This window comes from Streptomyces doebereineriae (assembly GCF_031845645.1).
Classification (GTDB): Bacteria; Actinomycetota; Actinomycetes; order Streptomycetales; family Streptomycetaceae; genus Streptomyces; species Streptomyces canus.
The window spans coordinates 165,966-188,306 of sequence record NZ_JAVREZ010000002.1 but is presented as its reverse complement, the minus strand read 5'-3'; the positions used below and the strand labels follow the sequence as shown (position 1 = coordinate 188,306).

Sequence of the window (22,341 nt, the reverse complement as noted above, 5' to 3'; positions counted from 1 at the left end):
TCACGGCTGTGGGTGAGCAGCGGCTGAAAGCCGGGGGTGAGCAGCGGCTAAAGTCGGCCGCATGACCAAGAAGTGGGAATACGCGACCGTGCCGCTGCTCGTCCACGCCACGAAGCAGATTCTGGACACCTGGGGCGAGGACGGGTGGGAGCTCGTGCAGGTCGTGCCCGGGCCGAACAACCCCGAGCAGCTGGTGGCGTACCTGAAGCGGGAGAAGGCGGCGTGAGCGGGGCGGTCGAGGCGCGGCTCGCGGAACTGGGGCTGACGCTGCCGGCGGTCGTGCCGCCGCTGGCCGCGTACCAGCCGGCCGTGCAGTCCGGTGTGTACGTGTACACCTCGGGACAGCTGCCCATGGTCGAGGGCAAGCTTCCGGTCACCGGAAAGGTGGGTGCGGAGGTCACGGCCGAGGAGGCGAAGGAGCTGGCCCGGACCTGCGCGCTGAACGCGCTGGCGGCGGTGAAGTCGGTCGCGGGTGACCTCGACCGGATCGCGCGCGTGGTGAAGGTCGTGGGGTTCGTGGCGTCGGCCTCGGACTTCACGGGTCAGCCGGGTGTGATCAACGGCGCGAGTGAGCTGCTGGGCGAGGTGCTGGGCGACAAGGGCGTGCATGCGCGCAGCGCGGTGGGTGTCGCTGTGCTGCCGCTGGACGCGCCGGTCGAGGTCGAGGTGCAGGTGGAGCTGGTTTCCGCTTGATGCGGATGCCTGCGGGGCCGGCGGGGGGTCGGTGGAGGTGCGCGTAGCGCCTGACCTGGCACCCCCGCCGGGCGCCCGGCCCTCGAACATCCGCTCCCCAAGAGTTAGCCTCCGCCCATGGCAAACGGGCAGTGGTACCCAGCGGAATGGCCGGACCGCATCCGCGCGCTCGCGGACGGCTCGCTTCAGCCGGCCGTGCCCAGACGCGCCGCCACGGTGATGCTGCTGAAGGACGGGCCGACCGGAACGGTTGTGCACATGTTGCGCAGACGGGCCTCCATGGCCTTCGCGGGAGGCGCTTACGCCTATCCCGGCGGCGGAGTCGACCCCCGTGACGACGAGCACCACATCCACTGGGCGGGCCCCACGCGCGCGTGGTGGGCGGCTCGGCTCGGGGTGGACGAGACGACGGCCCAGGCGATCGTCTGCGCGGCCGTGCGGGAGACGTACGAGGAGGCGGGTGTCCTGCTCGCCGGACCGACGCCCGAGTCGGTGGTCGGTGACACCACGGGCGCCGAGTGGGAGGCGGACCGTGCCGCTCTCGTGGCCCGGGATCTCTCCTTCGCCGAGTTCCTGGAGCGCCGGGGGCTCGTCCTGCGGTCGGATCTGCTCGGGGCCTGGACCCGCTGGATCACCCCCGAGTTCGAACCCCGTCGCTACGACACCTGGTTCTTCGTCGCCGCCCTCCCCGAGGGCCAGCGCACCCGCAACGCCTCCACGGAGGCCGACCGCACGGTGTGGATCCGGCCCCAGGAAGCGGCGGACGGCTACGACAAGGGCGAGCTGCTCATGATGCCGCCCACCATCGCCACGCTGCGGCAGCTCACCGCGTACGGCGCCGCCGCCGACGCGCTGGCCGCCGCGCCCGACCGTGACCTGACCCCTGTGCTCGCGCAGGCCCGGCTGGTGGAGGGCGAGATCGTGCTCTCCTGGCCGGGGCACGACGAGTTCACCAAACACATCCCGACCGGTGGAGCCTCCGCATGACCGACGCCGCAGCCCTCCCCGGCCAGCCTCGGGGCGGGGTCCTCTCGGGCCCCGCCACCCCGCGGGCCGTCAACGTCCTGGCCCCCAACGCCTCCGCGATGACCCTGGACGGGACCAACACCTGGATCCTGTCGGAGCCGGATTCGGAGCTGGCGGTCGTCGTCGACCCCGGTCCGCTCGACGAGGGGCACCTCCGCGCGGTCGTCGACACGGCCGAGGCCGCAGGAAAGCGCGTAGCCCTCACCCTGCTCACCCACGGCCACCCCGACCACGCCGAGGGTGCCGCCCGCTTCGCCGCGCTGACCGGCACCAAGGTGCGGGCCCTCGACCCGGCGCTGCGGCTGGGGGACGAAGGGCTCGGCGCCGGGGACGTGGTGCGCGTCGGTGGGCTGGAGCTCAGGGTCGTGCCCACGCCCGGGCACACCGCCGACTCGCTGTGCTTCCATCTCCCGGCCGATCAGGCGGTCCTGACCGGTGACACCGTCCTGGGGCGCGGCACGACCGTCGTGGCCCATCCCGACGGCCGTCTGGGCGACTATCTGGACTCGCTGCGGCGGCTGAGGTCCCTCGCGGTCGACGACGGCGTCCACACCGTCCTGCCGGGCCACGGGCCCGTCCTGGAGGATGCCCAGGGTGTCGTCGAGTTCTATCTCGCCCACCGGGCCCATCGGCTCGCCCAGGTCGAGACGGCCGTGGAGAACGGATACCGCACGCCCGGTGCCGTCGTAGAACATGTGTACGCGGATGTGAACCGGGCGCTCTGGCCCGCCGCCGAGCTGTCGGTGCGGGCACAACTGGAGTATCTGGAGGAGCACGGGCTCATCTAGGGGCCTTCGTGCCGTGCACGCGCGTGTACTCGTCCGCCAGCCAGGGGCCCAGATCGTCGACGTACGTCCGCAGTACGGCCGCGTCGGCGGTCGGGGTGTGTCCCAGGACGGCTGCCGTCCGTAGCTGCTCGGCGCGCTCCGGGTAGTACGCGCCGAAGACCTCCGCCATCTCTGTCAGGTCGCTCGTCCAGCCGTTCCAGCGGGGCATGACCAGGGTGAACGCGGTGCGGACCAGGTGGCGGGACATGAAGCGGACGAGGCGGGTCCGGGTTCCGTCGGAGTCCGCCGCCTCGATCCGTTCGCGCCAGCGGGGGAGCAGGAGGGCGAGGTCGCCGTTCGTCTCGCGGGCCAGGAGGGCGTCGGGGCGGTAGCGGGGGAGGTACTCCGCCAGGTCGTCCCCGAGCAGCGGGGTGCACAGGCAGGCCACGAACCAGCCCAGGTCGTGCCGCTCCAGCTCGCTCAGCAGGAGATCCCGGCTGTACAGCAGCGTTCCGACGCCGTCGATCTGCGGGAACTCCTTGTCGAGCGCCTCCCCGAGCTCCCGTACGCCCTCCCGGTCCGCGTCGGTCGGTTCGTCCCGCAGGGCGAGCAGGAGGTCGAGGTCGCTGCGGCCCACACGCGCGGTGCCGCGCGGAATCGAGCCGTAGAGGTACGCGCTGTGCAGCCTCGGCCCGAACAGGTCCAGCACCCGGTCGCGCGCGGCGGCGACGACCGGGCGGAAGGGCTGCGGGATCCGTCCGAGGGAGCCCTCGCGCTCGATGTAGCCCTCGGCGTCGAGGCCCTTGCGGGCGACAGGGGGAACGGTTTCGGCGGCCATGGGATCACTGTGCCCGGGGGCGGGCCCGAGGACAGCTCATTTACGGCCCTGGACGGACCGTGTGGGGCCGAACGTGGTCAGCGCCGGTGGGAGCCGGTGGAAGACGCGCAGGCGGCGTGAGGCGCCGTGGGAGCGGCAGGCAGTGGCGATCGCTGGGTCCTGTTCAGGCGACCGTGCCCATGGCCAGGCCCTGGGAGCCCGCCCCGGGCGTCGGCAGCGCCACGGCGACCACGTCCGCGCCGAGCGTGCCCACCCCTGGCGATACGAGAAGGGCCCTGCCGTGCGGCAGGGCCCTTCGAAGTCGTACGACGATCCGTGCTCAGCGCGAGCGCTTGGCGAGCCTCTCGACGTCCAGGAGGATCACCGCGCGGGCCTCAAGGCGCAGCCAGCCGCGCTGGGCGAAGTCCGCGAGGGCCTTGTTGACCGTCTCGCGGGAGGCGCCGACCAGTTGGGCGAGCTCCTCCTGAGTGAGGTCGTGAACGACGTGGATGCCCTCCTCGGACTGCACGCCGAAGCGGCGGGAGAGGTCGAGCAGGGCGCGGGCCACGCGGCCGGGGACGTCCGAGAAGACCAGGTCGGACATCGCGTCGTTGGTGCGACGCAGACGGCGCGCGACGGCGCGCAGAAGCGCGGTGGCCACCTCGGGGCGGGCGTTCAGCCAGGGCTGGAGGTCGCCGTGGCCGAGGCCCAGCAGCTTGACCTCGGTCAGCGCGGTGGCGGTCGCGGTGCGCGGGCCCGGGTCGAACAGGGACAGTTCGCCGATGAGTTCGCCGGGGCCGACCACGGCCAGCATGTTCTCGCGGCCGTCGGGGGAGGTGCGGTGGAGCTTGACCTTGCCCTCGGTGACGACGTAGAGCCGGTCGCCCGGGTCGCCCTCGTGGAACAGGGAGTCGCCTCGCGCGAGGGTCACCTCACTCATGGAGGCGCGCAGTTCCGCGGACTGCTCGTCGTCGAGTGCCGCGAAGAGCGGGTTGCGCCGCAGAACGTCGTCCACGAGTTCTCTCCTTGTCGACCTGCTCAGGGGATCTTGTTCCCCCTTGGTACCAGGGGAACCCGGTGCCCATTTTGCCGGACGGTCCAAACAGTGTGATCTGTCACAAGGATGCCGCACACATGTCCCGGGGTAAGCGGCAGGGGTCCAATTGGGGGCCGGTCTTCGAGGTCCGAGGCGGATGTCAGTGCCGGGCCCTAGGCTGGCCGAGTGTCCAAAACGCCGGTGAGAGCACAGGCCAAGGGGGCTGGACGGGTGGTTGCACGTCGAGATTCCGCTGTGGGCGAACAGGACGCCGGGGATGGAAAGAAAACGGCAAAAGCGGCAGGGAAGGCTCCGGTGGAGAAGAGGACTTCGGCGAAGAAGGTGGCTCCCGTGAGGAAGGCCGCCGCCGTGAAGAAGGCGACCGTGGCTCCCAAGAAGGCGGCGGCCCCGGTGAAGAAGGCCTCGGCCACGAAGACGGTCGCCGTGAAGTCCCCGCGGGGCGAGTCGCGGACCGCCCTCGTCCGCCGCGCCCGGCGCATCAACCGCGAGCTTGCGGAGGTGTTTCCGTACGCCCACCCCGAGTTGGACTTCGAGAACCCCTTCCAGCTGATCGTGGCGACGGTCCTGTCCGCGCAGACCACCGACCTGAGGGTCAATCAGACGACCCCCGCGCTGTTCGCCAAATACCCGACCCCCGAGGATCTGGCCGCGGCCAACCCCGAGGAGGTCGAGGAGATTCTCCGGCCGACCGGGTTCTTCCGGGCCAAGACCAAGTCGGTGATAGGGCTGTCCAAGGCCATCGTGGAGAACTTCGGCGGTGAGGTCCCGGGGCGGCTCGAGGACCTCGTCACGCTGCCCGGCGTGGGCCGCAAGACCGCCTTCGTCGTCCTCGGCAACGCCTTCGGGCGGCCCGGCGTCACCGTCGACACGCACTTCATGCGGCTGGTCAGGCGCTGGCAGTGGACCGACGAGACCGACCCCGACAAGATCGAGGCCGCCGTCACCGCGCTCTTCCCGAAGAGTGACTGGACGGACCTGTCGCACCACGTCATCTGGCACGGCCGCCGCATCTGCCACGCCCGCAAGCCCGCCTGCGGCGCCTGCCCCATCACCCCGCTCTGCCCGGCCTACGGCGAGGGCGAGACGGACCCGGAGAAGGCGAAGAAGCTCCTCAAGTACGAGAAGGGCGGCTTCCCGGGACAGCGGCTGAATCCGCCGCAGGCTTATCTGGACGCCGGCGGCAAGGCCGCACCGCCGCTGGGGGCCACCGAGTGAGGACGCGGACGGCACGGCCGGGAGGCGGCCCGGCACGGGTCGGCGGGCCGGATCGGGAGGCCGGGGCTGCCCGTGCGGTGCGGCCGGTCGGAGAAGCCCGGCACCACCGAGCGGTGCGGCCGGAACGATCTAGGGCCCGTCAGGCGTTGAGCGATGCAGGACGACGGGGGTGGCGATGACACGGGCGAGCCATACGAAGGGCGTGACGCTCAGCAAGGACGGCCTGCCGAGCTGGCTGGACCCGGTGGTGCACGCCGTGGAGACGGTCGAGCCGCGGCAGCTGAGCCGCTTCCTGCCGCCGGCGAACGGCGCGGGCCGGCAGTCGGCCGTGCTGATCCTGTTCGGCGAGGGCGAGCGCGGCCCCGAGCTGCTGCTGATGGAGCGGGCGAGCTCGCTCAGGTCGCACGCCGGGCAGCCGTCGTTCCCCGGCGGTGCGCTCGACCCGGAGGACGGCGATCCCCACGGGGACGGGCCGCTGCGGGCCGCCCTGCGCGAGGCCGAGGAGGAGACCGGCCTCGACCCCTCCGGCGTCCAGCTGTTCGGCGTGCTGCCCAAGCTGTACATCCCGGTCAGCGGCTTCGTGGTGACCCCGGTGCTGGGCTGGTGGCGCGAGCCGACCCCGGTCGGGGTCGTCGATCCGAATGAAACCGCCCGCGTCTTCACCGTTCCCGTGGCGGATCTCACGGACCCCGACAACCGTGCGACGACCGTGCACCCCAGCGGCCACCGAGGTCCGGCATTCCTGGTCGAATCAGCCCTTGTCTGGGGCTTCACCGCCGGAATCATCGACCGACTCCTGCACTACGCGAGCTGGGAGCGCCCCTGGGACCGCGAGAAGCAGGTCCCGCTCGACTGGCGCGCATGACAGGGTGAACTCCGTGTTGTGTCTTTTCGGGGGCGCTGTATCCGATTGCCGCTTCGCGGCGCGCCGGACCCCCGGCCGACCTGTGGTGAACGCGAAGTGATGAGGCGAGGCTCGAACCGGTGAACGTGCTGGACATCCTGTTGCTGGTCGCCGCCGTGTGGTTCGCGATCGTCGGCTATCGCCAGGGCTTCGTCGTCGGCATCCTGTCGGTGATCGGATTCCTGGGCGGCGGTCTCGTCGCCGTCTACACCCTCCCGGTCATCTGGGACGCGCTGACCGACCACGCGGAAGTCGGCACGGTCGCCGCCGTCGTCGCCGTGGTCGTCGTCATCGTCTGCGCCTCCATCGGCCAGGCCCTGACCACCCACCTCGGCAACAAGCTGCGCCGGTACATCACCTGGTCCCCGGCCCGCGCCCTGGACGCGACCGGCGGCGCCCTCGTCAATGTCCTCGCGATGCTCCTGGTCGCCTGGCTCATCGGCTCGGCCCTCGCCCAGACCACCATGCCGACGGTCGGCAAGGAGGTCCGTAGCTCCAAGGTGCTCCTGGGCGTGCAGGAGGCGCTGCCGGGCGCTGCCGACACCTGGTTCAAGGACTTCACCTCGGTCCTCGCGCAGAACGGCTTCCCGCAGGTCTTCAGCCCGTTCTCCAACGAGCCGATCAAGGAGGTCCAGCCGCCCGACCCCAAGCTCGCCAACAGCGCCGTCGCCACCCGCGCCCAGCGCTCCATCGTCAAGGTCATGGGCACCGCGCAGAGCTGCGGCAAGGTCCTGGAGGGCTCCGGCTTCGTGTTCGGTGACCGCCGCGTCATGACCAACGCCCATGTCGTCGGGGGCGTCGACGAGCCCACGGTCCAGATAGGTGGCGAGGGCCGCAAGTACGACGCCACGGTCGTCCTCTACGACTGGGAGCGCGACATCGCCGTACTGGACGTCCCCGATCTGGACGCGCCCGCGCTGCAGTTCACGTCCGAGGACGCCGCCAGCGGGGACAGCGCGATCGTCGCGGGCTTCCCGGAGAACGGCTCGTACGACGTGCGCTCCGCGCGGGTGCGCGGGCGCATCGACGCCCACGGACCGGACATCTACCACCGTGGCACCGTCAGCCGCGATGTCTACTCCCTCTACGCGACCGTCCGCCAGGGCAACTCCGGCGGCCCGCTGCTGACCCCGGAGGGCAAGGTGTACGGCGTGGTCTTCGCCAAGTCGCTCGACGACGCCGACACCGGGTACGCGCTCACCACGGACGAGATCCAGGAGGACATCGTCAACGGGCGCACCGCGAACCAGCAGGTGGACAGCGACAGCTGCGCGCTGTGAGGGGTGTCAGGACGAGGGCGCGTCAGCCTCGGGGGTGACGCAGGCGTACCGAGACCCAGCGGGCCCGGCGACGCAGGATGCGCGGAATGCCCACCCTCAGGTCCGTGCCGCCCGGCAGTTGCGGGGCACCGCCCTGATGGTGGGAGCTCAGGCCGCCGCCGGAGCGTCGATTGCGTGCTGCGTCACTGTAGTCGTGCGTCCAGCCCATACCCGGACGTGTGCCCCCGCCCCAAGGTCGATAACCGCCCCCACGCCCCCCAATTGGCCTATGCGCCGGGCAAGTGGCCGTTCGTAGGACAGGTGTTCAGGTCCATGTACCGGACGCGACGAAACGGTCACCGATCGGGTTCGGGATCCTTCAGCCAGTTGATCAGTTCCGTCGAGAAGGCGACCGGGTCCTCTTCGTGCGGGAAGTGCCCCAGACCGTCGAACAGCCGCCAGCGGTACGGCGCTTCGACGTACTCCCCGGACCCGGCGGCGCTGCGCGTGCGCATCACCGGGTCGAGCGAGCCGTGCAGGTGAAGAGTCGGCACGCGGACGGGCCGCTTCATGCGCCGGTTGAACTGGATCCCGTCGGGACGGGCCATCGAACGCACCATCCAGCGGTACGGCTCGATCGAACAGTGCGCCGTCGAGGGGATGCAGATCGCCCTGCGGTACGTCTCCACCACCTTGTCGTCCGGCTGGCGCGGGCCGGACCAGTCCCGGATCAGCTCGGCGACCAGCGCGCCGTCGTCGGCGGTCAGCTGCCGCTCCGGGACCCAGGGCCGCTGGAACCCCCAGATGTAGGAGCCGGCCCGCGTCTGCTTGACGTCCGACAGCATGGCCGAGCGCCAGCGCCGGGGATGCGGCATCGAGGCGACCGCGAGCCGTCGTACGAGCTTGGGACGCATTGCGGCCGCCGTCCACGCCAGATAGCCGCCCAGGTCGTGGCCGACCAGGGCGGCGTCCGACTCGCCGAGCGAGCGGATCACGCCGGTGACGTCGAGGGCCAGGTTGGCGGGGTCGTAGCCGCGCGGGGTGCGGTCGCTGCCGCCGACGCCGCGCAGATCCATGGCCACGGCCCGGAAGCCGGCGTCGGCGAGCGCCTCCAGTTGGTGGCGCCAGGTCCACCAGAACTGCGGGAAGCCGTGCAGGAACATCACGAGCGGTCCGTCGCCCAGTTCGGCGATGTGGAAGCGTGCGCCGTTGGCGGCCACGTCCCGGTGCGTCCAGGGACCGTCTGGCCGTACGAGAGAGGCGGGCTGCTGCGCCGAAGGGGTGGCGGGGTCGGTCATGACGACGAGCGTGCCACAGCCTCGATGGCCTTCGTGTTTCGGACCCGCTCCTCCAGGACCTTGGTGTCGTCGGGCCGCGGGTGGGGCTTGGCGTTCTGGAGCACGCCCGCCGTCTCCTTCATCGACGCGGCGACCTTCTGCGGGCCCTTGCTCTTCTGCGCCTTCTTCGCGAAGACGACGCCGATCAGCGCGAGGACGAGCGCGACGAGGACGTTGGCCGCGAAGGACAGCAGGAAGCAGACCGCGAGGTTCCAGTCGCTCCAGGTCCGGATGCCGTACGCCAGCGCGAAGTTCAGCATCGGCAGGGAGAACAGCAGGACCGCGCCGGCCACGCTGAACGCGCCGCCGCTCATCGCGCCCCGTTTGACGTCCTGCTTGAGCTGCGCCTTCGCCAGCGCGATCTCGTCGTGCACCAGCGCAGACATCTCGGTCGTCGCCGAGGCGAACAGCTGGCCGATGCTGCGTTCGGCGCCGACCGGGCTGCCGTCGGGTGCGCTCATCGCGGTCTCTCCCTATTCACTGGGACTCTTGTGTGTGGCGTGTCTTTTGTACCGTCCCGTCAGATCATGCCCGACGGTCGTCCTCCTCGCCTGCCCCGCCCGCTACTTCGGCAAGCCGCTCGGCACTCTTGAGCTCGGCGATCCGGCGGTGCTCGGCGGCCTTTCGCTCGTGGATGGCCGCCATGCGCAGGTGGTACGCCGGGTCGTCCTCCTCGTAGATGTCCGGGATGCCGGAGTGGTCCTCGTCGCGCTCCTCGGCCTCGTACATCCTGCGGTACTCGGCGTTGCGCAGCTTGAGCAGCACGGTCGCGAGGGTGGCCGCGATGAGCGAGCCGAGGAGTACGGCGGCCTTGACCTCGTCGGTCAGCGTGGCGTCGCCGCCGAAGGCGAGCTCCCCGATGAGCAGCGACACGGTGAAGCCGATGCCGGCCAGGGTCGCCACCGCGAACACGTCGGCCCATGCGAGGTCGTCGCTCAGCGAGGCCCGGGTGAAGCGAGCCGTGAGCCACGTCCCGCCGAAGATGCCGAGCGCCTTGCCGACGACCAGCCCGAGCACCACGCCGAGCGTCTCAGGCTCGGTGAAGACGTCGCCGAGCGCACCGCCGGAGACGGAGACACCCGCGCTGAAGAGGGCGAACAGGGGGACGGCCAGGCCCGCCGAGAGCGGCCGTACGAGATGCTCGATGTGCTCGCCCGGGGAGTGCTTCTCGCCCTCCCGCGTGTTGCAGCGCAGCATCAGGCCCATCGCGACGCCCGCGATGGTGGCGTGGACGCCGCTGTTGTACATCAGCGCCCAGATCACCAGCGCGAGCGGGACGTAGATGTACCACCCGCGCACGCCCGTGCGCAGCAGCACCCAGAAGACGGCGAGGCCGAGGGCGGCGCCGCCGAGCGCGGCGAAGTCGATGTCGGCGGTGAAGAAGACCGCGATGATCAGGATCGCGAAGAGGTCGTCCACGACGGCGAGGGTCAGCAGGAAGGCGCGCAGTGCGCTCGGCAGCCAGGTGCCGATGACGGCGAGCACGGCGAGCGCGAAGGCGATGTCGGTGGCGGTGGGCACGGCCCAGCCGGCCAGGGAGCCGCCGCCGGTGAGGTTGGTGAGCGTGTAGACGAGCGCCGGTACGGCCATGCCGCACAGGGCCGCGACCACGGGCAGCGCGGCCGCCTTGGGGTCCTTCAGGTCACCGGCGACCAGTTCGCGCTTGAGCTCGATGCCGGCCACGAAGAAGAAGATCGCGAGGAGACCGTCGGCGGCCCAGTGCTCGACCGACAGGTCGAGTCCGAGGGCCGCGGGGCCCAGGTGGTAGTGGCTGACGCTCTCGTAACTGCTGTGCAGCGCGGGGACGTTCGCCCAGATGAGAGCGGTGACGGCGGCGATGAGCAGCAGCACACCGCCGACCGTCTCGGTGCGCAGTGCGTCCGCGACGAAGGTCCGCTCGGGGAGGGAGAGGCGTCCGAGGACCTTGCGAGGGGGCGCGGACATGGGGGAGACCTCCGGTCGGTGGGCAGGGCTGAACTCTTCGCCGACCAGACTTCCCGGCACACCTTGAGGGTCACGCTGTTTTGTTTACTTTAGCTAAAAGGGGCGCGCGGCGCGGTCTCGCGCCCAGCGCCCCCCTTTCCTGAAGGAGTCGTCAGTCCTCGCTGGGCGCTGCCGGCAGCTTGGCCTGGATGAGGTCCATGACCGTCGAGTCCGTCAGCGTGGTCACGTCACCGAGCTGGCGGTTCTCGGCCACGTCCCGCAGCAGGCGGCGCATGATCTTGCCGGAACGGGTCTTGGGCAGCTCGGCCACCGGCAGGACCCGCTTGGGCTTGGCGATCGGGCCGAGGGCGGCGCCGACGTGGTTGCGCAGGTCGGCGACGAGGTTCTCGTCCTCGGCGTTCGCCGTGCCCCGCAGGATCACGAACGCGACGATGGCCTGGCCGGTCGTCTCGTCCGCGGCACCGACGACGGCCGCCTCGGCGACCGACGGGTGGGAGACGAGCGCCGACTCGACCTCGGTGGTGGAGATGTTGTGGCCGGAGACCAGCATGACGTCGTCGACGCGGCCGAGCAGCCAGATGTCGCCGTCGTCGTCCTTCTTTGCGCCGTCACCGGCGAAGTACTTGCCCTCGAAGCGCGACCAGTACGTGTCGAGGAAGCGCTGGTCGTCGCCCCAGATGGTGCGCAGCATCGACGGCCACGGCTCGGTCAGGACGAGATATCCGCCCCCGCCGTTCGGGACCTCGTTCGCTTCGTCGTCGACGACCGTGGCGGAGATGCCGGGCAGCGGCGTCTGCGCGGATCCGGGCTTGGCCGCGGTCACACCCGGCAACGGCGAGATCATCATCGCGCCGGTCTCGGTCTGCCACCACGTGTCGACGATCGGCGTCTTGTCGCCACCGATGTTCTTCCGGTACCAGATCCACGCCTCGGGGTTGATCGGCTCACCCACGGACCCCAGCACCCGCAGGCTCTTGAGGTCGAACTTCGCGGGGATGTCGTCGCCCCACTTCATGAACGTACGAATGGCTGTGGGCGCCGTGTAGAGGATCGTCACCCCGTACTTCTGGATGATCTCCCAGAAGCGACCCTGGTGCGGGGTGTCCGGGGTGCCCTCGTACATGACCTGGGTGGCGCCGTTGGCGAGCGGGCCGTAGACGATGTACGAGTGCCCGGTGACCCAGCCGACGTCGGCCGTGCACCAGTAGACGTCGGTCTCCGGCTTGAGGTCGAAGACGGCGTGGTGGGTGTACGCGGTCTGGGTGAGGTAGCCGCCGGAGGTGTGCAGGATGCCCTTCGGCTTACCCGTCGTGCCGGACGTGTAGAGGATGAAGAGCGGCTGCTCGGCGTTGAAGGGCTCGGGGGTGTGCTCGGCCGGCTGCCGATCGACGATCTCGTGCCACCACACGTCCCGGCTGTCGTCCCAGGCGACCTCCTGGCCGGTACGGCGTACGACCAGCACGTGCTCGACGTTGTCGACCTTGCCGACCGCCTCGTCGACGGCGGGCTTGAGCGCGGACGGCTTGCCGCGCCGGTAGCCGCCGTCGGTGGTGATGACCACCTTGGCGTCGGCGTCCTGGATGCGGGTGGCGAGCGCGTCCGCCGAGAAGCCGCCGAAGACCACGGAGTGCGCGGCGCCGATCCGGGCGCACGCGAGCATCGCGACGGCGGTCTCGGGGATCATCGGCATGTAGACGGCGACCCGGTCGCCCTTCTGGACGCCCAGCTCCAGCAGGGCGTTCGCGGCCCTGGAGACCTCGTCCTTGAGCTCGGCGTAGGTGATCGCGCGGCTGTCGCCGGGCTCGCCCTCGAAGTGGATGGCGACCCGGTCGCCGTTCCCCGCTTCGACATGCCGGTCGACGCAGTTGTACGCCACATTGAGCTCGCCGTCCTTGAACCACTTGGCGAACGGCGGGTTCGACCAGTCCAGGGTCTCGGTCGGCTCCTTGGCCCAGCTCAGTCGGCGGGCCTGCTCGGCCCAGAAACCGAGTCGGTCAGCCTTGGCCTGCTCATACGCCTCCGCCGTGACGTTGGCGTTTGCGGCCAGGTCGGCGGGGGGTGCGAACCTGCGCTCTTCCTTGAGCAGGTTGGCCAGGCTTTCGTTGCTCACGGCATCTGCCTTTCCCAGGGTGTCCGTTGTGTCCCAGGCCACAGCTCATCACCCCGGGGGCGTGATGACAAGGGTCGACCTGAAATTGGTTTAGACCTGTTGGGCGTCGAGTCCGGCGGCCCGGCTCATCCGTACCCACGTACGCCGACCAGGCGGAGTTCAGGGTCTGTAACGCCTTTCACACTCCCGCCGCGGCGGGTCCGGAAGCTCTGTGCCCCGCCCGGTGAAGCCGACCCCGGGCCGGCCCCAGCGTTCTTGGTGTCCCGCCGTGGGTGTGCGGCCCCTCCAGGACGAGCCGCACACCCCTGAGGCTCACGCCGGCAGGTCCGTCGCCGCCTCCACATGGTCGAACTGCCCGTCCCCGCCGGTCCCGGTGAGCAGATAGGCCTGCGCCTCGCCCACGTGGAAGTACATCCCGTGCAGCTCCAGCTCCCCCTCCCGCCGGGCCCGGGCGACCGATTCATGGGCGCTCAGATGCTCCAACTGCTGCACCACGTTGGTCAGACACAGCTGCTCGACCGCGTCGGCGGGTGCCCGCCCGGCGAGTCCCGCCCAGGGCCGGGTGTCGTCGGCCATCCGCTCCAGGCTGGGCAGTCCGTGCCGGAGCCACCGCTGCAGCGGGGTCCGGGCGCCGCCCGGCTCGGAGTTGAGCAGCGCCTGCATGGCCCCGCAACCGGAGTGCCCGCACACCGTGATGGAGCGCACCTTCAGCACGTCCACCGCGTACTCGATCGCGGCCGCCACCGAGTCGTCCCCGCTCTCCTCGCCGGGCAGCGGAACGAGGTTGCCCACGTTGCGCACCACGAAGAGGTCGCCCGGACCACTGGAGGTGATCATCGAGGTGACCAGCCGCGAGTCGGCGCAGGTGAGGAAGAGCTGGTCCGGCTGCTGGCCCTCGCGCGCCAGCCGGGCCAGCTCGCCCCGCACGATCGGTGCGGTGTTGCGCTGGAACGCGCTGATGCCACGGGCCAGTTCCTGCCCGCTCGACTCGCGGCCCGCGCTCGTGCCCTGGGCCGCACCGGGCTCGCCGGACGCACCGGGATGTCCGGCGGCCGACGCGGTGTACGGGCGCTCACACTGGTGGTTGCGCCAGGGCGTCCAGGGACGGCAGCGGCAGTGGGCGGAATCGGACGGCTCGGCGATGCGCGTGCCGGGTCTGCGCCCGGTCATCTCGACGGAGCCGCCCTGGGCGGTGTGCGTCTTCTGCCAGTCCTGCAGCGATTCGTACGCCGCGTGGTCCATGAACGACCCGTCCAGCTCCACGACGGCGTCCGCTCCGTGGGGGATGAGATGCAGGGCCCGGCTCAGCCGGGGTACCGCGAGGAACGTCAACTGCCCTCGCACATGTACGTGATGGACTCCGTCCCTCTCGTGGTGCGTGATGCGGGTGCGGGTGAGGCGGTGCAGGGCGACTCCGACGGCGACGGCGACGCCCAGCGTCACACCCTCCAGGACGCCGAACAGGACCACGCCGAGGGTGGTGACGGCGTAGACCGGGACCTCTCGGTGTCGGGTCACCGTGCGGATGTGGTGCAGGGACACCATCTGGATGCCGACGGCCATCACCAGGGCGGCGAGCGAGGCGAGCGGGATGAACTCCAGAACCGGGACCATCAGCAGTGCGGCGATCACTACGAGAACGCCGTGCAGCACGGTGGAGTTCCGGCTGACGGCACCGGCTTGGACATTGGCCGAGCTCCGCACCGCCACACCGGCGACGGGCAGTCCGCCGAGCGTGCCGGAGACGATGTTGGCGGCGCCCTGCCCGAGCAGTTCGCGGTTCAGGTCGGAGCGGCCGACGCGGGCACCGCGACCGGGCCCGGGGGTGCCGGAGATCAGGTCGGGGCGTCCGGCCGCCAGCTTGTCGACGGCGACCGCGCCGAGCAGCGACTGCACACTGCACACCAGCGTGGTGGTGAGCACGGCGGCGGTGAGGCCGAGCACGGGCCCCTCGGGCAGCCCGGCCAGGGCGTGGCTGCTCCAGGACGGCAGATCGACCTTGGGCAGGGTCAGCCCGGCGAACGAGGCGGCGGCGGTGGCTCCGGCGACGGCCACGAGCGCGGCCGGGATCCTGCGCAGGAGTTGCCCTGCCCGGCCGGGGATGCGTGGCCAGAGGAAGAGCAGCGCCAGGGTCAGCACGCTCACCGACACCGCGGCGGGCTGCAGGCGCGCCAACTGTGCGGGCAGACCGCGGAGGTTGTCGAGGACGGAGCTCTGCGGGGTGCCGCCGAGGACGATGTGCAGTTGGGCGACGGCGATGGTCACGCCGATGCCGGCGAGCATGCCGTGCACGATCGCCGGGCTGACGGCGAGCGCGGTCCGGGCCACCCGCAGGCAGCCGAGGCCGAGTTGGACCACTCCGGCAAGGACGGTGATGGCGCAGGTGGTACGCCAGCCGTAGCGGTGGATCAGGTCGGCCGTGACCACGGTGAGTCCGGCGGCGGGGCCACTGACCTGGAGCGGGGATCCGCCGAGTCGGCCGGCGGCGATCCCTCCGACGGCGGCGGCCACGAGGCCCGCCTGGAGGGGCGCGCCGGTGGCGAGGGCGATGCCGAGGGACAGGGGCAGGGCGATCAGGAAGACCGCGATCGAGGCCGACACGTCGGCGCCCGCGATGCGGAAGCGACGGGGCGGGGTCGGTGGGGGGCTGTGAGGTGGGTGGACGCACCTCGTTGGGTTCGAGTCGCTCGGGTCGGTGGCGCGGGTGGGAACACAGGCTGACATTTTCCCGTCTCCTCCGGGGCAGCGCGGTCGCGGAACAGGTGGTCCCCCGTCGATGGCGGGGGTCGGGTCGCGGCCGTGGGTCACGGCGTGCAGCGGCGGGATGATTCAACGCTTCGTAAATGGATCGTAATGCAGAGTAAAGGACAGGCATAGACTTTCCGGGCAAATGGGTTAACAACTCACCTAGATGGGTGAAGTGGCAATTTCATCGGCTTGTCGTACTAATTCCTTCTCGAGCCCATGCGAACTTGGCGGCGCTGTCGTTGGCCCCGAGAGAAGGAAGAAGGTGGGCGGAACATGGCCGCCACCCACAGGATTGCCGCGGGAGCCGTGGTCGCCGCGGTCTGCGCCGCCTCGCTCGCCGGTTGCGCCACCGGCACCGACGTCTCCGAGGGAGGAGCCGCCGGCCCGCAGAAGGTGAAGCCCGGACTGGCCCCGCCCAAGCGGGTGTTCCGCCTGATCGGCGACGGCTCCACCGCGTACACCGGAGCGCAGCCGCACCTGCCCAGAGCCGAACGCCTCAAGCCCGGCGAAAAGCCCCCGCAGTTCGTGGTGTTCTCCTGGGACGGCGCCGGCGAGGACAGCCAGAAACTGTTCTCCCACTTCCGTGCGGTCGCCAAGGCGAATCACGCGACGATGACGTACTTCCTGAGCGGCGTGTACATGCTGCCGGAGGACAAGCGCGACGAGTACAAGCCGCCGCAGCACTCCCCGGGCCGCTCCGACATCGGCTTCAACGACGAGCAGGGCATCGCCGACACCGTCAAGCAGCTGCGCCTCGCGTGGCTGGAGGGCAACGAGATCGGCACCCACTTCAACGGCCACTTCTGTGGCAGCGGCGGCGGGGTCGGCCAGTGGTCGGTCGCGGAGTGGAAGGACGAGATCGCCCAGGCGAAGAAGTTCGTGAAGTCCTGGAAGACCAACACCGGGATGACGAAGGCCTCCGCGCTGCCCTTCGACTACGACAAGGAGCTCATCGGCGCCCGCACCCCTTGCCTGGAGGGTCAGAAGAACTTCATGAAGGCCGCCCGCGAGCTGGGCTTCCGCTATGACACCAGCGGTGTCAACGACCAGGTCTGGCCGAAGAAGAAGCAGGGTCTGTGGGACCTGTCGATGCAGCTCGTGCCCTTCCCCGGGCACTCCTACGAGCAGCTCACGATGGACTACAACTTCATGGTCAACCAGTCCGGCACCGCGACCCAGGGCGACCGGAACAAGTACGAGTTCTGGGGCGACCAGATGCGCGACGGCCTGCTCAAGGGCTTCCACCGGGCCTACGACGGCAACCGCGCGCCTCTGATCATCGGCAACCACTTCGAGTCCTGGAACGGCGGCACCTACATGCGCGCCGTCGAGGAGACCATCGAGCAGGTGTGCAACAAGCCCGACGTGCGCTGTGTCTCCTTCCGGCAGCTGGCCGACTGGCTGGACGCCCAGGACCCGAAGATCCTGGAGAAACTGGGCGCCCTGGGCGTCGGCGAGGCACCGAAGCAGGGCTGGCCGGCCTTCCTGTCGGGCCGGCCGGCCCCGGCACCGAAGGGAGTCCCGGGGGCGCCGGCTGGCAAGCGGCAGTAGTCGTCGGTCGGTTGCCGCCAATTCAGACAGTGCCGCCACTTCAGACAGTGCCGCCACTTCAGACAGTGCCGCCGCCTCAGGCGGTGCGGCCGCTTCAGACCGTCGTGGCCGCCACCGCACTCTCGCCGAGCACGAATGAGGGGTCGATCTGCGCGGCCAGGTCGGCCCCCGTGCGCTCATTGCCCCAGGACTGGGCGTTCTTCAGGTGAAAGTGCACCATCTGCCGGGTGTAGCGCTCCCCGTCACGCAGCTCGTACGTCGCGTCGACCGCCGTCCGCAGCTGGTGCAGGGCGCGGCGGTTGACGTCTTCCAGGAGTGCGAACCGGGGTGGCCGGCCCTTCTCCAGGGCACGCACCCAGTCGGAGTGCCCGACCGTCACCAGCAGGTCGTCCCCGACTTCGGCGCGGAGGAAGTCGAGGTCGTCCCGACCCTGCACCTTGTTGCCGACGACCTTCAGGACGACGCCGAAGTCGCGGGCGTATTCCTTGTACTGGCGATAGACGGAGACTCCCTTCCGGGTCGGCTCGGCGACGAGGAACGTGATGTCGAAGCGGGTGAACATGCCGGAGGCGAAGGAGTCGGAGCCCGCCGTCATGTCCACCACGACGTACTCGCCCTGCCCGTCCACGAGGTGGTTCAGGCACAGCTCCACCGCTCCCGTCTTGGAGTGGTAGCAGGCGACCCCCAGGTCGGCGTCCGTGAAGGGGCCGGTGACCATCAAACGGACGATGTCGCCGTCGAGTTCCACCGCCCGTGCGCAGGCCTCGTAGACCGGGTTGTCCTCGCGCACCCGCAGCAGCCGCGAACCCTCGCCGGGTGGAGTGGTCTTGATCATCTCCGCTGCCGAGGCGATCCGCGGGTTCGTGCCGCGCAAGTACTCCTTGATCAGCGGCAGCCGCTCGCCCAGGGCGGGCAGCGCGGCCGCTTCCGCCTCGTCCAGGCCGAGCGCCGGCCCCAGGTGCTGGTTGATGTCGGCGTCGATGGCGATCACCGGTGCTCCGGTGGCCGCGAGATGGCGGATGAACAGGGAGGACAGGGTGGTCTTGCCGCTACCGCCCTTCCCGACGAAAGCAATTTTCATGTTCACGAAGGGTAGTCAGCAGATAGCTGTATGTGGCAGGCGTGCGTGAGGAAGACCACTCCATCGAGGGGTACGCGGCTGGGTTGCGTAGGGTCGTACTCATGAGTACGACAGGCGCGAACGCCGATCCGCTCGCGGCCCTGGGCTCGCTGCCCGGTGTGGCCGAGTCCGTGGAGTCCGTGCGCAAGTCCGTGGACCGGGTCTACGGACACCGTGTCATGCGGCGCCGCAGCAATGAGCTCACCTCCGAGGCGGCCCTGCGCGGCGCCCGCGGCTCGGCCGCGCTGTCCGGCGCGGACTGGGCCCTCGAAGAGGTGCGCCGACGCTCCGACTTCGGCGTCGACGGCGAGGCGCGGATCATGGGTGCGGCGCTGCGGCTGACCGCCGAGGCCGGCCAACTGCTGTCCATCTGGCGGCAGTCGCCCCTGCGGGTGCTGGCCCGGCTGCACCTGGTCGCCGCGGCGACCGACGAGGACGAGATCGGGCGTCCCCGTCAGGCCGGCGAGACCGTCGACGAGCCGCTCATCGAGCTGCCCCTGCCGGGCGCGGCCGAGGTCTCGGGACGGCTGGAGGGCCTGTCCGAGCTGATCATCGCGGGCAGCTCTGCCCCCGCCCTGGTCTCGGCCGCCGTCGTGCAGGGAGAACTCCTCGCCCTCAGGCCCTTCGTGTCCCACAACGGCCTGGTCGCGCGCGCGGCCGCGCGGATCGTTTTGGTCGGCAGCGGTCTCGACCCGAAGTCGGTCTGCCCGGCGGAGGTCGGTCACGCCGAACTGGGCCGTGCGGCCTATCTGGCGGCGCTCGACGGATACGTCTCCGGCACCCCCGAGGGCATGGCCGCCTGGATCGCCCACTGCGGCAGCGCGATCGAACTGGGTGCGCGCGAGTCGACGGCGGTGTGCGAGGCGCTCCAGCGCGGGGCGGCGTAAAACCCCCTGGAACAGAGTTGCGGCGGTACGAGGACTCGTACCGCCGCTGGCATGTTCACCGGGTTACCAAGCGTCCTCGAGATATTGCCCATCAGGTCGGGAACTTTGCCCGTCACCTGGTGCGGCTGGCCCGTAATCGACGGGTCGACGTCGCGTGGGTGCTCGGTGTCCATGCTCGGTCCGTGGGGCCAAATGCGTTTCTAAGGTGATCCTCTCGGATGTCCTTGGTCTCGCGGGCCGTTAACCCCTTTGTACTCCTGGACCGGAGCAAGCGGAACCCCTGGCCGCCGTTCTTTACTTTTGTCCGCAAATAGGAGTCAAGTAGGTGGAATCGCCTCAGGCCACTGTCGCCCGTCGCCGATTCGCGTACCAGACGAGGCCTGCCGTCGCTGCCGCCGCTCCTATCGCGGCGACCGCGACGAGCGCAGGGCGGTGCGGTACGGCGAAGCCGGGCAGCCGTTGCTTGAGCCGGACCGGCCGGTGGAAATCGAGAATCGGCCACCCGCGCGCGAGAGCCTCGCGGCGCAGTGTCCGGTCCGGATTGACGGCGTGTGCGTGGCCCACGGCCTCCAGCATCGGCAGGTCGGTCGCCGAGTCGCTGTAGGCGTAGCAGCGCTCCAGGTCGTATCCCTCGGATGCTGCCAGCTCCTTGATCGCCTCGGCCTTGGTCGGGCCGTACGCGTAGTACTCCACCTCGCCGGTGAAGCAGCCGTCCTCGCCCACGACCATCCGGGTCGCCACCACCCGGTCGGCGCCCAGGAGTTCGCCGATCGGCTCGACGACCTCGGCGCCGGACGTGGAGACGATGACGACGTCGCGGCCGGCGGTGTGGTGCTCCTCGATCAGGGAGGCGGCCTCGTCGTAGATGATCGGGTCGATCAGGTCGTGGAGCGTTTCGGCCACGATCTCCTTGACGTGCTGGACGTTCCAGCCGCGCACGAGCGCGGAGAGGTACTCGCGGGTGCGTTCCATCTGGTCGTGGTCCATACCGCCGACGAGGAAGACGAACTGGGCATATGCGGTCCGCAAGGCGGCCCTGCGGTTGATCAGCCCGCCTTGGTAGAACGACTTGCTGAACGTGAGTGTGCTCGACTTCGCAATGACCGTCTTGTCCAGGTCAAAGAAGGCTGCTGTGCGAGGCAAGGAGTGGTTTTCCACGACCCCGAGCATAGGTGCAGCCCATTCGGCGTAAGGTGAGGCGCGTGGGTTTGCCTGAGAGGGCTCTCGGGTACACCATGGAAGTCACGGATCGTTCGCGACCGTGCTAACCCGGTCCGGCTCCTCCCCCCCCGAGTCGGCCGTGGAGACGACCCCCACTCTCCCCCCCGGTGGGGGTCGTCGCATGTCCGGGTGGGTTTTTCCTCTTCCGTTCGCGGTCCCGCGACCACTTCGAGGCGGCTTCGGCCGCCTCTTCCGTCTGCCCATGATCTGTCACTGTGTGTAGCCGTCGCGCTGCTCTGCGGAAGTTTTGCACAGGCGCTGCAAGGGCTCACCGGTATGGGTGACGGCGATATTCACAACCGCTGAGTTGTCCACAGTTATCGACCAAGATCCACACGATTTCCGGGACCGCTGCACCGTGATTCCCACACGTCCCGCTCCAGCCGACTTCATGGCCGGTTCTGGTTAGTCGGGTGTGTTGGGCCGGTTCGTATCGGCCGTTCATATGGAGGCCGGTTGCCGGTTCTTCACACATTTGGGAATCGCGGGGCCGAAGGGGCCGCGCGAGAGAGGCGCCGCGCGGGCCCTCGTGGAGGCCCCGCGCGGCGCGGCGAAGGGGGATGGGGACCGTGACCGCAGCCGTCACACACGAGGGAGAGCCCGCTGCCGGAGGGCGACCGGGCCGGCCGTTGATCGTCACGGAGGACGAGGACCTGCTCGACGACCTGCTGCGCCTGTGCGCGGCGGCCGGGGCGAAGGCCGAGGTGCATCACGGAGTGCCGGAGCCCAGAGGAAGCTGGGAGGCCGCCCCGCTCGTCCTGGTCGGCGACGACGCCGCACGGCGCGTGCGCGGGGCCGCACGCCGGCGCGGAGTGGTGCTCGTGGGCCGGGACCAGGACGACTCCGGGGTGTGGAAGCGGGCCGTCGAGATCGGCGCCGACCACGTTCTGATGCTGCCCGACGGTGAGCAGTGGCTGGTCGACCGCATCGCCGACGTCACCGAGGGCGTCGGTCGGCCCGCCCTCACCGTCGGTGTCATCGGCGGCCGCGGCGGGGCCGGAGCCTCCACGCTCGCGTGTGCCCTCGCCGTCACCTCCGCGCGTGAGGGCCTGCGCACCCTCCTCGTGGACGCCGATCCGCTGGGCGGCGGACTCGACGTGCTCCTCGGCGGCGAGAGCGCCGAAGGGCTGCGCTGGCCCGCGTTCGCCGCCTCGCGCGGGCGGGTCGGCGGCGGTGCCCTTGAGGAGTCGCTGCCACGGCTGCACTCACTGCGGGTGCTGAGCTGGGACCGCGGCGACCGCATCGCCGTCCCGCCCCAGGCCGTGCGGGCGGTGCTCGCCGCGGCCCGGCGCCGGGGCGGCACCGTCGTCGTCGACCTGCCTCGCCGCCTCGACGACGGCGTCGCCGAGGTCCTCTCCCAGCTCGACCTCGGGGTCCTCGTGGTCCCCGCCGAACTGCGCGCCGTCGCCGCGGCCGGCCGCGTGGCCTCCGCCGTCGGCATGGTCCTGCGCGACCTGCGGGTGGCGGTACGAGGCCCGTACGCACCCGGCCTCGACGACCGTGAGGTGGCCCGCCTGCTGGGACTGCCCCTGGTGGGCGAGGTGCCGGTCGAGTCGGCGCTCCAGCGGCCGAGAGGAAGCGACTCACCTCCGGGGGCGGCCGTAAGAGGGCCACTCGCGCGCTTCTGCAAGGAGTTCTGGGAGCGGGCGCTGGCGGAGGCGGGAGCGGCATGAACGTCTTCTCGG

The 22,341-nt window shown here is 70.4% G+C and carries 20 protein-coding genes; 10 read left to right on the top strand and 10 right to left on the bottom strand.

All coding sequences use genetic code 11. From position 1 onward, the window contains the following. The first annotated feature begins 61 nt into the window (after positions 1-61). The 4 genes from RNB18_RS06365 (at position 62) to RNB18_RS06350 (ending at position 2,507) form a co-directional block, all read left to right on the top strand. Positions 62-226, top strand: a complete 165-nt coding sequence (locus RNB18_RS06365) for a DUF4177 domain-containing protein (RefSeq protein WP_007383662.1) — start codon at positions 62-64, stop codon at positions 224-226. Further along, complete coding sequence (locus RNB18_RS06360) at positions 223-693, top strand: RidA family protein (protein WP_266561742.1); 471 nt, start codon at positions 223-225, stop codon at positions 691-693. Before RNB18_RS06365 ends, RNB18_RS06360 begins: the two co-directional genes overlap by 4 nt. Before the next feature lie 117 nt (positions 694-810). Continuing rightward, a complete protein-coding gene (locus tag RNB18_RS06355; protein WP_311713165.1) occupies positions 811-1,680 on the top strand; it encodes an NUDIX hydrolase in 870 nt (289 codons plus the stop codon). Further along, the gene (locus tag RNB18_RS06350; RefSeq protein ID WP_311713164.1) at positions 1,677-2,507 is read left to right on the top strand and encodes an MBL fold metallo-hydrolase; all 831 of its coding nucleotides are present in this window, start codon (positions 1,677-1,679) and stop codon (positions 2,505-2,507) included. Before RNB18_RS06355 ends, RNB18_RS06350 begins: the two co-directional genes overlap by 4 nt. On the opposite strand, the gene RNB18_RS06345 is transcribed toward RNB18_RS06350, so the two are convergent. Both RNB18_RS06345 and RNB18_RS06340 read right to left on the bottom strand, forming a co-directional pair. Further along, positions 2,500-3,324, bottom strand: coding sequence for a nucleotidyltransferase domain-containing protein (locus tag RNB18_RS06345; RefSeq protein ID WP_311713163.1), 825 nt, complete (start codon positions 3,322-3,324; stop codon positions 2,500-2,502). The genes RNB18_RS06350 and RNB18_RS06345 overlap by 8 nt on opposite strands. A 319-nt stretch (positions 3,325-3,643) precedes the next feature. Beyond that, on the bottom strand, positions 3,644-4,318 hold the full coding sequence (locus RNB18_RS06340; RefSeq protein ID WP_015658871.1) for a Crp/Fnr family transcriptional regulator: 675 nt from the start codon (positions 4,316-4,318) through the stop codon (positions 3,644-3,646). Positions 4,319-4,654: 336 nt separating this feature from the next. Between RNB18_RS06340 and nth the strand changes: the two genes are divergently transcribed. The 3 genes from nth to RNB18_RS06325 all read left to right on the top strand — a co-directional run bounded on the left by nth (position 4,655) and on the right by RNB18_RS06325 (position 7,759). Next, positions 4,655-5,575, top strand: a complete 921-nt coding sequence (nth, locus tag RNB18_RS06335) for an endonuclease III (protein ID WP_311713162.1) — start codon at positions 4,655-4,657, stop codon at positions 5,573-5,575. A gap of 175 nt (positions 5,576-5,750) precedes the next feature. Continuing rightward, positions 5,751-6,440 carry an NUDIX hydrolase gene (locus tag RNB18_RS06330; protein ID WP_311713161.1) on the top strand — a complete coding sequence of 230 codons (690 nt, stop codon included), beginning with the start codon at positions 5,751-5,753 and terminating at the stop codon, positions 6,438-6,440. A 119-nt stretch (positions 6,441-6,559) separates the two neighbouring features. Beyond that, positions 6,560-7,759, top strand: a complete 1,200-nt coding sequence (locus tag RNB18_RS06325; RefSeq protein ID WP_311713160.1) for a MarP family serine protease — start codon at positions 6,560-6,562, stop codon at positions 7,757-7,759. Positions 7,760-7,781: 22 nt separating this feature from the next. Here RNB18_RS06325 and RNB18_RS06320 read toward each other — a convergent pair whose 3' ends face one another. The 6 genes from RNB18_RS06320 to RNB18_RS06295 all read right to left on the bottom strand — a co-directional run bounded on the left by RNB18_RS06320 (position 7,782) and on the right by RNB18_RS06295 (position 15,853). Beyond that, complete coding sequence (locus RNB18_RS06320; protein ID WP_079072518.1) at positions 7,782-7,967, bottom strand: hypothetical protein; 186 nt, start codon at positions 7,965-7,967, stop codon at positions 7,782-7,784. A gap of 127 nt (positions 7,968-8,094) precedes the next feature. Beyond that, a complete protein-coding gene (locus tag RNB18_RS06315) occupies positions 8,095-9,036 on the bottom strand; it encodes an alpha/beta fold hydrolase (RefSeq protein ID WP_311713159.1) in 942 nt (313 codons plus the stop codon). Continuing rightward, positions 9,033-9,536, bottom strand: a complete 504-nt coding sequence (locus tag RNB18_RS06310) for a phage holin family protein (RefSeq protein WP_306978339.1) — start codon at positions 9,534-9,536, stop codon at positions 9,033-9,035. The genes RNB18_RS06315 and RNB18_RS06310 overlap by 4 nt, the downstream gene beginning before the upstream one ends. A 64-nt stretch (positions 9,537-9,600) precedes the next feature. Next, positions 9,601-11,019 carry a Na+/H+ antiporter NhaA gene (nhaA, locus tag RNB18_RS06305; RefSeq protein ID WP_311713158.1) on the bottom strand — a complete coding sequence of 473 codons (1,419 nt, stop codon included), beginning with the start codon at positions 11,017-11,019 and terminating at the stop codon, positions 9,601-9,603. A gap of 151 nt (positions 11,020-11,170) precedes the next feature. After that, positions 11,171-13,129, bottom strand: a complete 1,959-nt coding sequence (gene acs, locus RNB18_RS06300) for an acetate--CoA ligase (RefSeq protein ID WP_311713157.1) — start codon at positions 13,127-13,129, stop codon at positions 11,171-11,173. Positions 13,130-13,441: 312 nt separating this feature from the next. Then, positions 13,442-15,853 (bottom strand): SulP family inorganic anion transporter, encoded by a 2,412-nt coding sequence (locus tag RNB18_RS06295; protein ID WP_311713156.1) that lies wholly within the window; start codon positions 15,851-15,853, stop codon positions 13,442-13,444. 297 nt (positions 15,854-16,150) lie between these two features. On the opposite strand from RNB18_RS06295, the gene RNB18_RS06290 reads away from it, so the two are divergent. After that, a complete protein-coding gene (locus tag RNB18_RS06290; RefSeq protein ID WP_311713155.1) occupies positions 16,151-17,428 on the top strand; it encodes a polysaccharide deacetylase family protein in 1,278 nt (425 codons plus the stop codon). Between the two features lie 94 nt (positions 17,429-17,522). Here RNB18_RS06290 and RNB18_RS06285 read toward each other — a convergent pair whose 3' ends face one another. After that, complete coding sequence (locus RNB18_RS06285) at positions 17,523-18,509, bottom strand: ATP-binding protein (RefSeq protein WP_311713154.1); 987 nt, start codon at positions 18,507-18,509, stop codon at positions 17,523-17,525. A gap of 101 nt (positions 18,510-18,610) precedes the next feature. Between RNB18_RS06285 and RNB18_RS06280 the strand changes: the two genes are divergently transcribed. After that, complete coding sequence (locus RNB18_RS06280; RefSeq protein ID WP_311713153.1) at positions 18,611-19,435, top strand: Fic family protein; 825 nt, start codon at positions 18,611-18,613, stop codon at positions 19,433-19,435. A 336-nt stretch (positions 19,436-19,771) separates the two neighbouring features. On the opposite strand, the gene RNB18_RS06275 is transcribed toward RNB18_RS06280, so the two are convergent. Next, positions 19,772-20,605: an HAD family hydrolase gene (locus RNB18_RS06275; protein ID WP_311713152.1), complete on the bottom strand. Its 834-nt coding sequence runs from the start codon at positions 20,603-20,605 to the stop codon at positions 19,772-19,774. A 611-nt stretch (positions 20,606-21,216) separates the two neighbouring features. On the opposite strand from RNB18_RS06275, the gene ssd reads away from it, so the two are divergent. Next, positions 21,217-22,329: a septum site-determining protein Ssd gene (gene ssd, locus RNB18_RS06270; protein WP_311713151.1), complete on the top strand. Its 1,113-nt coding sequence runs from the start codon at positions 21,217-21,219 to the stop codon at positions 22,327-22,329. Positions 22,330-22,341 lie beyond the last annotated feature (12 nt).